Genomic DNA, 14426 nt, shown 5'->3' with positions numbered 1-14426 from the left:
AATTGAAATGCGCCGGCTTAGCGGCGCTTGCGCTCATCCCGCCAGACCACCAAGGCACCCACCAGGGTGAGGAGGGCCAGGGCATACCAGGTCAGGGCGTACTGCATATGGTTATCGGGGAAAGCGATCACCGTCAGCCCCCCCACCGGGGCGTCGCTGCCGTCGGTACGGCCTGGGGCCGAGGCGGCATCCGCGTCCACGAAGTACGGCGCGGCATCCGTCTCGCCGCCCGCCTGGTTGATCGCCGCAACGTCGCGCGAGAACCAGCGGCCACCGGCCGGGTCGTTCTTCTGCAGGAACGCGCCCTTGGGCTCAGTGATGCGCAGCAAACCGGTCACCGTCGTGTGGCCTGCCGGCCCGGTCGCGCAGTTGGCCTTGCCATCGCACCAGGAAGGGGTCACGAAGCCGCGGTTCACCAGTACCACCTCGCCGTTATCCCGGCGCAGCGGCGTCATGAGCCACGAGCCGAGACCCAGCTCGGTGCTGGCACGCACGCGGACACTCTTGTCGGTGAGGAACGTGCCGGCAAGCTTCACGCGGCGGTATTCATCGCTCTCGGCCGTTACCTGCGGCCACTGGCCACGGCCCGGGGCATCCACCGGCGGTGCGTGGACGCGGGCGTCGACGCGCGCGATCAGCTCGTGCTTCCACGCACGGCGGTGCACCTGCCAGGTGCCCAGCGCCACGAAGGCAGCGAAGACCAGCACGCCGAACAAGGCGAGCAGGCCCAGAACGAAGACGCCGCGCGGAGGGCGCGGCGTTTCGTTAGTGCTTGGTGCGGATGCGCTCAAGGCAGGTTCTTCACCTGCTGGCTCATGTCATGCGACATGCCCGGCATCATGTTGGCATTCATGTGGAACATGACCCAGATCGAACCCGACAGGGTGATAACCACAAGGACCAGCGTAAAGATCAGCGCCAGCATGTTCCAGCCACCCTGCGACTTCGTATCCATGTGCAGGAAGTAGATCATGTGCACCACGATCTGGATGGCGGCGAAGGCCAGGAGCACCACGGAGATCGTACGGGTGTCCGGGATGACCTTGCCCATCACCAGCCAGAACGGGATGGCGGTAAGCACCACGGCGAGGAAGAAGCCGAGGAGATAACCACCGAGGGTGCTGTGGCTGACGACTTCGTCGTCGTGGTGGTCGTGATCGTGGTGATCGTGCGATTCAGCGTGCGCGCTCACGGCAGCACTCCCATCAGGTAGACAAAGGTGAACACACCGATCCAGACCACGTCCAGGAAGTGCCAGAACATGGAGAGGCACATGATGCGACGCTTGTTGGCGGCGGTGAGGCCGAACCGGCCGACCTGCACCAGCAGGGTGATCAGCCACACGATACCGAAGGTAACGTGCAGGCCGTGGGTGCCCACCAGGGTGAAGAACGACGACAGGAACGCGCTGCGCTGCGGGCCGGCACCTTCATGGATCAGGTGCGCGAACTCGTACATTTCGATGCCGAGGAACGCGAGGCCGAACAAGCCGGTGATGATGAGCCAGGCCATCATCGTGCCGCGGCGGTTCTTCTGCATCTCCAGCACGGCAAAGCCGTAGGTGATCGAAGACAGCAGCAGCATGGTGGTGTTGAGCGCCACCAGCGGCAGTTCAAACAGATCCGCACCCGAGGGGCCGCCGGCGTAGCTGCGGCCCAGCACGCCGTACACGGCGAACAGGCAGGCGAAGATCAGGCAGTCACTCATCAGGTAGATCCAGAACCCGAGCAGGGTTCCGTTCTCCGGATGGTGGTCCTTGGTCATCCAGAACTGGGTCTGGTTTTCCGCGACAGCCGCGGACGGGGTGGCATGCATATCAGACATGGGCGGCAAGCTCTTCCGTACGGGCGGTCTCGGTACGCTCCACCACGTCAGCGGGGATGTAGTAGTCGCGCTTGTAGTTGAAGGTATGCGTGATGGCGCTCACCAGGATGCCAAGGAACGCCAGGCCAGCGATCAGGAACATGTGCCAGATCATCGCGAAGCCGAACACGAAGGCGAAGCCAGCGATGATGACGCCTGCCGCGGTGTTCTTCGGCATGTGGATCGGCAGGTAGCCTTCCGTGCGACGGGTGGCGTTGCGCTCCTTCATATCCCACCAGGCGTCCGCTTCGTGGATCACCGGGGTGAACGCGAAGTTGTATTCCGGCGGCGGCGACGAGGTGGCCCACTCGAGGGTACGGCCGTGCCACGGATCACCCGTGACGTCGCGCAGCTTGTCCTTGTTCTTGATGCTGACGTAGATCTGCATCAGGAACGAACCGATGCCCAGGGCGATGAGGCCCGCGCCGACGGCGGCGATCTGGAACCAGATCTGCAGCGACGGATCTTCGAAGTGGTTCATGCGGCGGGTGACGCCCATGAAGCCCAGCACGTACAGCGGCATGAAGGCGACGTAGAAGCCCACCAGCCAGAACCAGAAGGAGCACTTGCCCCAGAACGGATCGAGGCGGAAGCCAAAGGCCTTCGGGAACCAGTAGTTGATACCGGCGAACAGGCCGAACACGACGCCGCCGATGATCACGTTATGGAAGTGCGCGATCAGGAACAGGCTGTTGTGCAGCAGGAAGTCGGCCGGCGGCACCGCCAGCATCACGCCGGTCATGCCACCGATCACGAAGGTGACCATGAAGCCCACGGTCCAGAGCATCGGCACGTCGAACTGGATGCGGCCACGGTACATCGTGAACAGCCAGTTGAAGATCTTCGCACCGGTCGGGATCGAGATGATCATCGTGGTGATGCCGAAGAACGAGTTGACGCTCGCACCCGAACCCATGGTGAAGAAGTGGTGCAGCCACACCAGGTACGACAGCACGGTGATCACGACGGTGGCGTACACCATCGAGGCGTAACCGAACAGGCGCTTCTGGCTGAAGGTGGAAACCACTTCGGAGAACACGCCGAACACCGGCAGCACCAGGATGTAGACCTCGGGGTGGCCCCAGATCCAGATCAGGTTCACGTACATCATGGCGTTGCCGCCAAAGTCGTTCGTGAAGAAGTTGGTACCGGCGTAACGATCCAGCGCCAGCAGCACCAGCACGGCCGTGAGGACCGGGAAGGCAGCGACGATCAGGACGTTGGTGCAGAGCGAGGTCCAGGTGAAGACAGGCATCTTCATCATGGTCATGCCCGGCGCGCGCATCTTCACGATGGTCGCGATCAGGTTGATACCGGACAAGGTCGTTCCTACGCCGGCCACCTGTAGCGACCATATGTAGTAATCGACACCGACATCAGGGCTCTGCGCCAGGCCGGACAGCGGCGGGTAGGCCAGCCAGCCGGTACGGGCGAATTCGCCGACGAACAGCGAAGCCATCACCAGCAAGCCACCAGCGACCGTCATCCAGAAGCTGAAGTTGTTGAGGAACGGAAAGGCCACGTCGCGCGCGCCGATCTGCAGCGGCACCACGTAGTTCATCAGGCCCGTCACCAGCGGCATCGCCACGAAGAAGATCATGATCACGCCGTGGGCAGTGAAGATCTGGTCGTAGTGGTGGGGTGGCAGGAAGCCGGGATTGCCGTTGAAGGCAATGGCCTGCTGGGCACGCATCATGAGGGCATCCGCGAAGCCGCGGAGCAGCATCACGATACCCAGCACCATGTACATGATGCCGATCTTCTTGTGATCGATGCTGGTGAACCACTCTTTCCAGAGGTAGCCCCACAGCTTGTACTTGGTGAGGATCGCCAGCAGGGCGATACCGCCCACCGCCACGCCCGCGAAGGTCGCGAGGAGGATGGGCTCGTGGTACGGGATAGCCTCAATGGTGAGGCGTCCGAAGATCAGTTTGGCTAGATCGGGCGTATTCATACCGGACTCGGCAAGCTTAAATCGATGGGGGCGACCGCTTAGAGCGGGCGTCCGGCGGGCGTCATGGCTTCACCAGTGGCGCCGCGAGCGGCGCACAGGGCGCCCACGTAGCGGCGGCCATCATCGGCCAGGCCAAGGCGGTTGCGGGTGCTGGCATCCAGCGAGGTCACGTTGTACGTGCCCACGATGCCCTGCCCGCCGGCCTTGTCCAGCGCCATCATGTCGCCGGTGCACATGCGGTTGGCCTCGACACAACGGTTGAGGATGCGCTCGTAGAGGTCCTCGGCCACGGTGCCGAAGTAATGGACCGGCTCGCGCTCGCTGGGCTGCTCGAGCTTCAGGTAGTCGTCGCGCTGGAGGGTGTCGCCGCTGGCCTTGGCCTTGGCAACCCACGCGTCGAAATCACCCTGCGGCAGGCTGTGGAAGCGGAAGCGCATATCCGAGAAGCCCGCACCGCTGTAGTTGGCCGAGATGCCCTCGAAATCGCCGGTCTTGTTCATCACGGCGTTGAGCTTGGTCTCCATGCCGGGCATGGCGTAGATCATGCCGGCCATGCTGGGGACGAAGAAGGCATTCATCACGTTCGAAGCCGTGATGCGGAATTCGATCGGGCGATCGACCGGGGCCGCCATCTCGTTCACGGTAGCGATGCCCTGCTCCGGATAGATGAACAACCACTTCCAGTCCAGCGCCACGACATCGACCACCAGCGGCTTGGTGCCGGCGGCGACCTTGCGGGTGGCGTCGATCTGGTCAAGCGGACGGTACGGGTCCAGCTTGTGGGTGCTGGTCCAGGTGATGGCACCCAGCGCGATGATGATCATCAGCGGGGCCGACCAGACGATCAGCTCGAGGACCGTGGAATGGTTCCAGTCCGGGTCGTAGTCTTTCTCGGCGGCCTTGCTACCCGCGCGGTACTTCCACGCGAACAACAGGATGAGGAAGATGACCGGGATGATGATGATCAACATCAGCACCACGGAGATGAAGATCAGATCCCGCTGCTGCCGGGCAATATCACCGGAAGGGGAGAAAAGAACGGCGTCACAGCCTGACAAAAGCAGGGCCAGGGCGGGGATCAGCAATCCGCGCAACATCTTCATGGACATTCGCATGGTGGGAGCTACCGTGGGGACACGAAAAAGTACGCCGATTTTCACGTCAGGACCATAGGACACTTTGTCCCATGGGATGCAAGCCAAGCGCCCCAGCCGGGGGTATGCTGTAGCCACGCACAGGAAGGGAGTTGTTCGATGTCGAGCATTTCACACGTCCCTCACACCGCTGCCGAGGTCGCCGAAGGCGACGTCCGCCGGCAGCACCAGGCCAGCCATGCGCCAGTCGCCCCCAACGAGATCGCCGTGGGCGTGGTTATCGGCCGAGCCTCTGAATACTTTGACTTTTTTACCTACGGCATCGCCTCGGTGCTGGTCTTCCCGACCGTCTTCTTTCCCTTCCTGAACCAGGTCGACGGCATCCTGCTGGCCTTTACGATCTTCTCGTTCGCCTTCGTGGCCCGGCCCTTTGGCACCACGCTCTTCATGGCGATCCAGCGTAATTTCGGCCGGAGCACCAAGCTGACCGCCTCGCTGTTCCTGCTGGGCACCTCCACGGTGTGCATCGCCTTCCTCCCGGCGAACCACAACAACGGCTACACGGTTATCTTCATCCTGGGGCTGCTCCGGTTCTTGCAGGGCATTGCGCTGGGCGGGTCCTGGGACGGCCTGCCCTCGCTGCTGGCCCTTAATGCGCCGAAGAACCGCCGCGGGTGGTTCGCCATGCTCGGCCAGTTGGGCGCCCCGATCGGCTTCCTGATCGCCGGCTCGATCTTCCTCTTCCTTAATTCGCAGCTCTCCCACGCCGATTTCATGGACTGGGGCTGGCGCTATCCGTTCTTCGTGGCCTTCGCGATCAACGTGGTGGCCCTGTTCGCCCGCCTGCGCCTGGTGGTCACCGAGGAGTACACCCAGGCCCTTGAGGAATCCGTGCTCGAGCCGATCGGCACGATCGACCTTGTACATGCCCAGGGTTACAACCTCTTTATCGGTGCCTTTGCCGCCCTGGCCAGCTATGCCCTGTTCCACCTGGTGACAGTGTTCCCGCTCAGCTGGATCGCGATCACGCGCTCGCAGGACATCAATAACGTCCTGATCGTGCAACTGATTGGTGCGCTCGTGGCGATCCTTGCCACGGTGGCCTCGGGCGTCATCGCCGATAAGGTGGGCCGCCGCAACACGCTGGGCACCATGGCGGTGCTCATCGGCGTGTTCGCCGTGGCCACGCCGTTCCTGCTCAACGGCGGCCGCCTGGCACAGGATGCCTTCCTGGTCATCGGCTTTGCCCTGCTCGGCCTCTCGTACGGCCAGGCCGCCGGCACGGTCACCGCCAACTTCGAGAAGCGCTTCCGCTACACCGGCGCGGCCCTGACCACCGACTTCGCCTGGCTGATCGGCGCGGCCTTTGCCCCGCTGGTGGCCCTGGGCCTGTCGCAGCGGTTCGGCCTGGTGGCGGTCAGCGCCTACCTGCTCTCGGGCGTGGTCTGCACCCTGCTGGCCTTGCGCATCAATAAGTCGCTGGAGGCGCCGCGGCCCAAGGCTACGGTGTAACTCACTGATCGAAAAAGGCCCCCGCTTCTGGCGGGGGCCTTTTTTATGCCTGCGGGACCGGCTCCCTTACGGACTAACCGGGTACGGGCCGTGCTCGAACACTTCGTCGTGGTAGCCCTTGGCGCCGATGGCCAGGGCCATGGGGCTGCGGAACTCTTCACCCCGGCGCAAGCACTCCAGCACGAAGGCGAAATCACGGCGGGGCTGCCAGCCGAGGTCGCGGACCGCCCTGTTGCTGTCATAGACGCGGTCCAACGAGGGAAGGAGCTTCCAGCCCTTGTCCTTATATAGAGGCTCCGCATCCGGGAAGAGACGGCGCACCACGGCCGGGGCGTCCACCCGGAGTGCCGCGACGTCATCGCGCGTGAACGGTGGGGGCGCGGAAACGATATAGCGGCCGAAGCCGAGCCCCGGCGCCTTCTCGAGGGCCAGCAGGTGGGCACTGACGATGTCTTCTATATCGGCCCGGCGATAGAGGAGTTCGTTCGCCTGCATGTTTTGCGTGCTGTATTCGGCACGGACACCGGCGTTGTCGTCATCTTCAGGGAAGAAGCGCGACGTTCGAAGCACGATCACCGGCAGGCGATCCTTGCGCGCCACGAGCTCGCACATGCCTTCCGCAGCGATCTTGGTGGCGCCGTAGATGTTCTTCGGGATCGGGGCCACGTCTTCATCGATCCATGCCGCCGGCTCGCTGGGCGCCGGTGACAACGCCGCGCCGAACGCGCTGGTGGTGCTGGTGAAGACGAAGGCCTTCACGCCGTGAGCTACCGCTGCCTCTAGCAGGGCCACGGTACCGGCCACATTCGTGTCGACGAACTGCCGCTTGCTGTGGGTGGCCACATGCGGCTTGTGCAGGGTGGCGCTGTGGATCACGCCGGTCACGCCCGCCATCGCCTCGCGGACGAACGCTTCGTCCGCGATGGACCCGACGTGGTCGGTGAAAGCGGAGGGCTTGATGTCGACGCCCCGGACATCCCGCCCTTGCGCCCGTAGCTGGCGAACCAGCGCCTCGCCGAGGTGGCCTGCGCTGCCCGTGACAAGAAGGGTCATGCCTTCACCACATCAGGTCGTCGGGCACGGCGAACTGCTTGTAGAACTCCGCGTCGTCATCCTCGCTCGGCGGCGGGTCGCCTTCCTTGCGGCCATGGTCAAGGGCAATCAGGTCGGGCGCGCGGGCGTGGATCTTGTCGGCCGCGATGCGGGGGATCAGCTCGAACCCTTCACCGTGGCGGACGATAGCCAGCGTACCCGCTGCGAGCTGGGCGCGCTGGGCATCGGTGACCAGCACGCTGGTGATGCGCTCGCCATCATTGAAGCGGTACGGCGTATCGCCATCCCGCTTCACCTTCACCAGGTCCACGATCTGGCGGACCTGGGCGCGGATCTCCTTCGCCTTCGCCTCGGCGTTGCGCTCGGCCGCCAGGGCGCGATCGCGCTCCGCCCGCTCCGCCTGGAGCTGGCGGGCATCCACCTTATCCTCGGCCGGAGCCACCGGTGCCTTGCCCTGGCGCTGTTTGGCCTGGTCGCGGACGATCTTGGCGGCCTTGTCCTTTTTGACGAGGCCGGCTTTGAGGAGTTGTTCCTGGAGGGGGTTGCGCATGGTCGGGGTCCGGCGATGGTGCTTTGGTGACCTGTGATCATAGCGCTGTCAGCGGTACTGCACCTCCACACGGATCCCGCGAGTGAAGTCGCCGGCGCCTACGGGACCGTCCGTTTCGCGAAGGCGCACGGCAAACTCGTAGCGATCACCCGTGCCTTTCGCGTTTAGGGTCCTCGGCGTGCCCGGCCAGAACGTTGCGTGGTCCGGCCCCGCGATTTCCAGTGCCACATGCTCGGGGCCATTAGGCAACGTAAACAGGTTTTCGAACGCCGGCACGGCATCCCCGCGTTCACCGAAGGTCACGTTGGCAAACAGGCCCTCGGGGTCACTACATTTCTGCACCCGCAGGTAGAACGGCGTCCATGCGCTCGCCCTATCCGGGTTATCGAACTGTGACGTCGTATACGTGGGCAACCTGACCATTTGATTGAGATCATCAGCGACCAGTTCGCAAGCGGGTCGATTAAGTGTCAGTTCGTACACCATCATTGAACGGAAACGAATGAAACCGCCATCGGGCGCTTCGACATCGGTTGACGCGACAGGGCCGGCGTCCACCGGACCAAAGTGCACCGGATCAGCCGTGCGTACGAGCTCGTAGTACAGCGCATCGCCGTCGCCACGGACGATCTCACCGGGCGTCATCTCACGACGAAAGTCGTGCGGGAAGGTTCGTTCAATCGCGCCATTCTGCTCCGTGAAGGCCAGGCGCACACCCACCCCAGCCCTCTCTCCATTGATCGTCAGCGAGCGTAGCTCGTCCGAACCCTCCGTCATCCACCGGCCACGGAACTGCGTGCTGCCTGCGTCGCACCGCAGGAGCTCAACACCTTCGCCGTAAGTCGTGCTCTTTCGCAAGACCTCACCCGGCGGATCCTCGCTGCTCACGGTCAGGAAAGCAGACTGGCTTATCTGGAAATTGGCATGGTTGACAAGGTGGCAGCCTGCCACCGCAGGAAAGGACCATCCACAGCCGAACACGGAACAGGCCAACAAGGGGTAGCGCGCACGTACGTTCATCCAGACTCCTTGGCTCGACGAGCCTATCAACGGAATTCGACGTCCACCTTCACCGGACGCGTAAATACACCTGCTTCGACCGTGTTCCGGGTTTCACGCATGCGCACATAGAAATCGAAGCGCTCACCCGTGGCGAGTGCCTGCATATCGACGGGCTTAGCGGGTGCGATGTTCTGCTTGTCCTTGTTGGCGAGTTCCAGGCCAACATTGCGTGGACCACTCAGTGAAAAGAGCTCGGGCTTTGCGCTATCAGCGTCGCCGGCCACACCGAAAGTGAACCGGGCAATCATGCCCTTCGGGTCGCTGCAATCGGCCACGGCGATATGGAACGGCTCCCACGACGTTGCGCGGTCCGCATTCGCAAATGCTGATGTGCTGATGGGTGTGAGCTTGACGGTCTGGGTGAGGTCAGCCGGCACGAGACTGCAGCTCGCACGAGCGAACACGATGTTTGTCGTCGATACATGACGTAACGGCGCCGTCTTTGTGCCATCGGGCTGGTACGTCCACTGCTGGGCAATCGTTCGGTGATCTACTTTGCCGAAGGTAATGGGGCCGGGCATGCGAACGATCTCTACGCCCATGCTGACATCGTTGACACGGATGGGATCGCCCAAGGCAAATCTCCGCGTATAGCGGTGCGGAAAGGGGAACGTCCGGGCATCGGCGCGCTCTTCTATCCGCAGGCGCACGCCAAACCCCGATGCCGCACCACCTACGGTCAGCGGCACAAGGTCATCGGACACCGGTACGGTATAGCCGCCCTCGAATGTCGCCGTCCCAGCCATGCAGGATCCGAGGACATCGCCCTTGCCGTTCGCTGAGTAGTCACGAACCACTTCACCTGCGGGAATGGCTTCACTAACGATGATGCTTCCGGGTGGATCGATCTCGTAGTAACCGTTGTACGAATGGTAACAGCCGTTATCAGCCGCGAATGCGGAGCCCGCAGGCGCTGCCAGGAGTGCAAACACGAAAAGGCGGCGCTGGTGCCCGCGCGCCATTGGAGAGGAAATCATGGGGTCGCTCCATGCGAGGTGATACCCACGACAACAGCGTCATGGGTGGGGAAATGGGCGTCGAGCCACTCACTCCACCGCACGGCACGACGGAGAAGGTCGGCACGGTAAGTTGCGTTGAAGCGTGGCGTACGTGAGTGATAGTTCGAAACGCGCGTCCAGACGTCACCTTTATCGCGCGAAAGATGCCCGCGAATGCGCCACGCGGCCAGGCGATAGGGGTAGCAGCCGGGAGCGGCGACGTGAGCAGCGGTGATACCAAAGCGGTTGAGCTCTCGCAGGTAGGCGGTGTTGAACTGGAGAGCACCGACGTCGTAGCTTCCGTTGTCATTGCGCACCCATTGGCCGGGCTTGCCCGCCTCCTTCTCGGCCACCGCAAGCAGGATGTTTGCGGGAACGTCGTACGCGAGTGCTGCGCCCAGCGCGCAAGAGACAAGCTCCTGCTTGGCCGGCGGTATGTCAGGAAGGACATCCATCAGACTGGATCACCCTCCTCTGGCTTGCACGCAGAAGATGTATCGTCGCCCTCCGGTGCCTCGATGCCAACGTTCGGCATCGCTTCCGTAGGCCGCGAACCGGCCAGCTCGTTCCTGCGACTGCGCTTCCGGCGCGGCATTTCGGGCGATGATTCCTCGAGCCTCGCCGGCTCATCCGAGCGAGGCTCGGCCAGCGCATGTGATGTCGCGTCGACGGTTTCTGTACCCAACACCGGCTCGTCACGTCCCGTAGCGAGTGCGTTCTTTCGCTGCTTCTTCGTGAGTTGCGCCGGCGCTTCCACGCCCGACTCATCGCGAAGGAGAGCGCTTGTGCGCGATTCTGTGGATGTCAGACCTTCGACCGTCGCCTCATCATGATCGGGCGTCGCCTTACCATGTTGCACGGAAGCTGGCGTCCCGTGATCCACCTCACTCGCCACATTCGCGACATTCGCCTGCGTAGCATCAGGCACGCCACGCTTGCCCTCCACAGCGGCTTGGCCAGTCTCCGCGCCTTGGTATGACGGCTCCGTCGCATGGATCGCATCCGAGGCGACCGCGGCGTTCGGTGCTGCCATAGACACCACATCGTGCGCGACAGGCACTGAACCTGCATCGGATACGCGGGAAGCATGCTCTGCGTCACCATCGAATGCCGGGGCGGCGTGATCGGTCACAGCATCGGATTTCGACGCAACATGCCTCGCACTCGCACCCGCATCGCGCACCGCCGAGGCATCCTCCGTCCCCGCATCAGGTACCGACTCGGCGTGAACGGCGGCCGGCACCGGTTGGTCGCTCACCGTAACGGGCGCACTCGCTTGGTGTTTCCGCGGAAGTACTGCCTGCGTATCACCGAAAACCTCATCGCGCGATAGTGCGCTCGCACGCGATTTGCCGGACGGCATAGCCTCGACCGACGGCATACCCTCGACCGGCGCCTCACTATGACCGACCTCCGTCAGGCCGTCACGGAGGGCAGCTCGCGTACCGTGGTTCACCTCACCCGACACGTTCGACTGCATGGCACCAGGGTCACCGCGCTTGTCCTCCCCGGTGGTGTGGCCGGGATCGACACGGGTATGTGTTACTTCCGCCGCACGGAGCGCATCGGAAGCGACCACCGTGTCTGGATGCGCCATCGATGCGACTCCACTCGCGACGGGCTCCACACCAGCATCGAACACCACCGCAGCATGCTCCGTTCCCACTTCGGGCGGCGCGGCATGCACGGCATCCAACAGCGGTCCTTTGCCTGTTGCCGAGGGGTCATTCGTGCGGGTCTTCCGCGGTACAGGTGTATTGCCGCCCGTCTCATCGTGTAGGAGCGCGCTTGCGCGCGATTCTCCCGAGGCCAGGGAACCGACCGACGCGTCGCTACCGTGCTCAGGACTTATCAGGCCAGCACCCATGCCACCGACAGCCCCCCCATGGCTCTCCGTCACCGTCGGGCGTCGACCGGCCGCAACGGTGTCATCGGGAGCCGGCGTGATACCCGTCGATACGATATCTCCGCCACCCTGAGAGCCGCGCTCGGCGCCCGAGGCAGCGCCACGAGCCACTCCGCTTGCCTGCGCAGGCGGCGCGGACGGCGCGGACGGCGCGGACGGCGCGCTCGCAATCTCATCGTGCACGTCACTGACGTTACGATCGTCGCCATCGACACGCGCATCTACGCCGCGCCCCTGCTTGGCCCGAATCGCCGCCTTCTCGATTTCGTCTGCGTAGTCGGGGCCCGTATGCGGGTGGGGATCGCTAACAGCGTCGCCACGGTGCTGCTTACTCCGCGCCTGGGCTCCCGCCTGGGTGGCGCTGTCGAACCCTTCACCCACCGGTGTCGCATTTGCGGTGGCGCGTCCAAATGCCGTGCCGTTGCGGTGCGGGTCGGCCTGACGGGGCACGCCGAACGGATCACTGCCCGACCCGACGTGAAACGGATCGGTGGCAGCGCCGCCCCGGCTAACGGCCGCCATGACCGCATCAGCGCCGGCCGAAGCACCGCCGCCGCCCTGAGGCCCCCGATGAAACGCACTGGAGATCGCGCTACCACCTGACGCAAAGGCCGTGCCTGCCGCGGCAGCGACGCCGGTGAATAGCCCCAGGGAGGAACCGGTCACCAGCGTATACATGAGCTGGGGAATCCGGATGCCCAGCACCAACATGAGAATTGAAACCGCGAGCACGAGGCCGAGGTAGGTGTATTCCGATAGATCGTTCGGCCCGAGGGCATTCCCAGGCCCTATCTCCACAAGCACGGCCACCCCGACCGCGCCGATGATCGTCAGCGTCAGGATGGCGATGCCTAGCGCGACGACATGCTTGTAGTAGCTAATAGCGATCGGGCTGGTCCACCGGGACCCACCAAATCCGAGCAGGAAGATCCCCGCATAAGAGAGGATCCAGGCCATGGTCATGACGAGAAGGAACTGGGCCGCCAGGCAGGACAGGAGTGCCAACACGATCGTCGCCAGCGCGATACCGACAATCTGGTCTGCCTGCTCGCCCTGCGAGACGTCGTCAACCGTTCGGTAGAACACCGTGAGCCCATGTGCCAGGAGGCTATCGGCATTCTGCTTCATCGTGGACTCGCCAGCAGGACCCGTGGGCAGCTGGAAGAACGTGTCGATGATCATGCGGACAAAGCCATCGCCCCAACCTGATTCACTCGCGTTCATGAGCAACCAGAAGAAGATTCCGGTAACGACCATGAACCGGATGAGCTCCATCAACATCTCGCCGATATCCTGGCGCACCACGTGCATACCCATCGTCCAGACAAGGCTGATGGTGGCAAGAGACCAGAAGAGCGTACTCGCCGCATCAACCATCCCCTCGCGCAGGCCAAAGTTCCTGAACGCGTCGAAGATGTGCGTAACCATAGTCTGGTCGTCAGGCGCGGCGTGGGCCACGCCGGTGGCGCACAGGAGGATCGCTGCGATAGCGATACGGCGGGTACAGGGATGTGCAATAGACGGCATGAGTTATCGATACAGATGAACGGTTGATGCGACGGCTGCCCCCGTCGCAGCTAGCTCAAGGCGCAGCGGTCAGGGGACGCGAGGTCGATACGGCTTTGCCGAGGCCTCGACGCATTTTCTTTGCGACGGCGATGGCGCGGGCGTCCTTATCGGCCGCCACCTGCGCCTCGGCCGCGCGCTGCGCCTCGGTGACCAGAAGAGAGTTGCGGAGCTTCATGGTCTGGTTAATCTGGGAAATGGCCAGGGCGTTCGCGACCTGAAGCTGGTGGCCATGCCCTTTTGCCTTGAGGCTCGCCGTGCGGGCATCATTAAGTGCGTCCGCCTCATCCTTCATACCGGCGCGCTCCAACTCAACAGACTCAACGAGCATATCGTTCGCTGCTTTTCGGGCTCGTGATCCTTCGAATATCTCCCGAGGCGTGTGGTCGTCAGCACCCAACTGACCCGCATACGCCGTCGCGTCCTTGAAATTGTCTTTGTACTTCGAGACGTCGCTTCCATGGATCGCCGAAAGGCTCTTATCCAGAGCCTCGGGAATGGGAATGATCACATCGCTCCCCTTGTTGATGATCCACGTAAAATCGGCATCGATCTCGAAGTTGAGGTTCGTGATCCGGTTGATTTCCTTCGTGGACTTATCGATGTTCTTTGTCGACTTATCGATGTTCTTCGTATTGTCCTGGATGCGTACCGAGTTATCGGTGATATTCCTTGCGTAGTAGTTGATGGATCCTTCCGTCTCCCTTGTCAGAGTCTTGTTGATCATCGTCAGCTGAACGTTCTGCGCCACATTAGACGCGAAGTTAAGCAGATCGAAGACGGGCGTTACGGCCTGCGCCTTACCGACAAACAGTGCGGAAATGCAGACAGTGGCGGCCGATCGCTTATTTCTCTTCTTCATATGTCT

General features: G+C 63.0%; 12 protein-coding genes and 1 pseudogene. 1 reads left to right on the top strand and 12 read right to left on the bottom strand.

Annotated features, from left to right (window positions below; all coding sequences use genetic code 11):
* Window positions 1–17 precede the first annotated feature (17 nt).
* From L2Y96_RS00935 to cyoA, 5 genes are all read right to left on the bottom strand, one after another.
* Window positions 18–791 (bottom strand): SURF1 family protein, encoded by a 774-nt coding sequence (locus L2Y96_RS00935; protein WP_247331164.1) that lies wholly within the window; start codon window positions 789–791, stop codon window positions 18–20.
* Window positions 788–1192 (bottom strand): cytochrome o ubiquinol oxidase subunit IV, encoded by a 405-nt coding sequence (gene cyoD, locus L2Y96_RS00930; protein ID WP_247331163.1) that lies wholly within the window; start codon window positions 1190–1192, stop codon window positions 788–790. Before cyoD ends, L2Y96_RS00935 begins: the two co-directional genes overlap by 4 nt.
* Window positions 1189–1815 (bottom strand): cytochrome o ubiquinol oxidase subunit III, encoded by a 627-nt coding sequence (cyoC, locus tag L2Y96_RS00925; RefSeq protein ID WP_247337222.1) that lies wholly within the window; start codon window positions 1813–1815, stop codon window positions 1189–1191. Before cyoC ends, cyoD begins: the two co-directional genes overlap by 4 nt.
* A 1-nt stretch (window position 1816) precedes the next feature.
* The gene (gene cyoB / locus L2Y96_RS00920; RefSeq protein WP_247337219.1) at window positions 1817–3790 is read right to left on the bottom strand and encodes a cytochrome o ubiquinol oxidase subunit I; all 1974 of its coding nucleotides are present in this window, start codon (window positions 3788–3790) and stop codon (window positions 1817–1819) included.
* A 65-nt stretch (window positions 3791–3855) separates the two neighbouring features.
* Window positions 3856–4920 (bottom strand): ubiquinol oxidase subunit II, encoded by a 1065-nt coding sequence (gene cyoA, locus L2Y96_RS00915; protein ID WP_247331161.1) that lies wholly within the window; start codon window positions 4918–4920, stop codon window positions 3856–3858.
* 150 nt (window positions 4921–5070) lie between these two features.
* On the opposite strand from cyoA, the gene L2Y96_RS00910 reads away from it, so the two are divergent.
* Window positions 5071–6423, top strand: a complete 1353-nt coding sequence (locus tag L2Y96_RS00910) for an MFS transporter (RefSeq protein WP_247331159.1) — start codon at window positions 5071–5073, stop codon at window positions 6421–6423.
* Between the two features lie 66 nt (window positions 6424–6489).
* Here L2Y96_RS00910 and L2Y96_RS00905 read toward each other — a convergent pair whose 3' ends face one another.
* The 7 genes and pseudogenes from L2Y96_RS00905 to L2Y96_RS00875 form a co-directional block, all read right to left on the bottom strand.
* Window positions 6490–7476 carry an NAD-dependent epimerase/dehydratase family protein gene (locus L2Y96_RS00905; RefSeq protein WP_247331157.1) on the bottom strand — a complete coding sequence of 329 codons (987 nt, stop codon included), beginning with the start codon at window positions 7474–7476 and terminating at the stop codon, window positions 6490–6492.
* Between the two features lie 4 nt (window positions 7477–7480).
* Window positions 7481–8026, bottom strand: a complete 546-nt coding sequence (locus L2Y96_RS00900; RefSeq protein ID WP_247331155.1) for a DUF2058 domain-containing protein — start codon at window positions 8024–8026, stop codon at window positions 7481–7483.
* Window positions 8027–8074: 48 nt separating this feature from the next.
* A complete protein-coding gene (locus tag L2Y96_RS00895; protein WP_247331154.1) occupies window positions 8075–9046 on the bottom strand; it encodes a fimbrial protein in 972 nt (323 codons plus the stop codon).
* Window positions 9047–9072: 26 nt separating this feature from the next.
* On the bottom strand, window positions 9073–10065 hold the full coding sequence (locus L2Y96_RS00890) for a fimbrial protein (RefSeq protein WP_247331152.1): 993 nt from the start codon (window positions 10063–10065) through the stop codon (window positions 9073–9075).
* A 32-nt stretch (window positions 10066–10097) separates the two neighbouring features.
* Window positions 10098–10541 (bottom strand): annotated as a pseudogene (locus tag L2Y96_RS00885) (lysozyme family protein); the annotation flags it as partial.
* Entirely contained in the window at window positions 10541–13519 is a 2979-nt protein-coding gene (gene trbL / locus L2Y96_RS00880) for a P-type conjugative transfer protein TrbL (RefSeq protein ID WP_247331151.1), read from the bottom strand. The pseudogene L2Y96_RS00885 and the gene trbL, both read right to left, overlap by 1 nt.
* Before the next feature lie 55 nt (window positions 13520–13574).
* On the bottom strand, window positions 13575–14420 hold the full coding sequence (locus L2Y96_RS00875; RefSeq protein WP_247331150.1) for a TrbJ/VirB5 family protein: 846 nt from the start codon (window positions 14418–14420) through the stop codon (window positions 13575–13577).
* Window positions 14421–14426 lie beyond the last annotated feature (6 nt).

The sequence above is a fragment of the Luteibacter aegosomaticola genome (genome assembly GCF_023078475.1).
Lineage (GTDB): Bacteria > Pseudomonadota > Gammaproteobacteria > Xanthomonadales > Rhodanobacteraceae > Luteibacter > Luteibacter aegosomaticola.
This window is presented reverse-complemented; position numbering and strand designations above follow the sequence as displayed.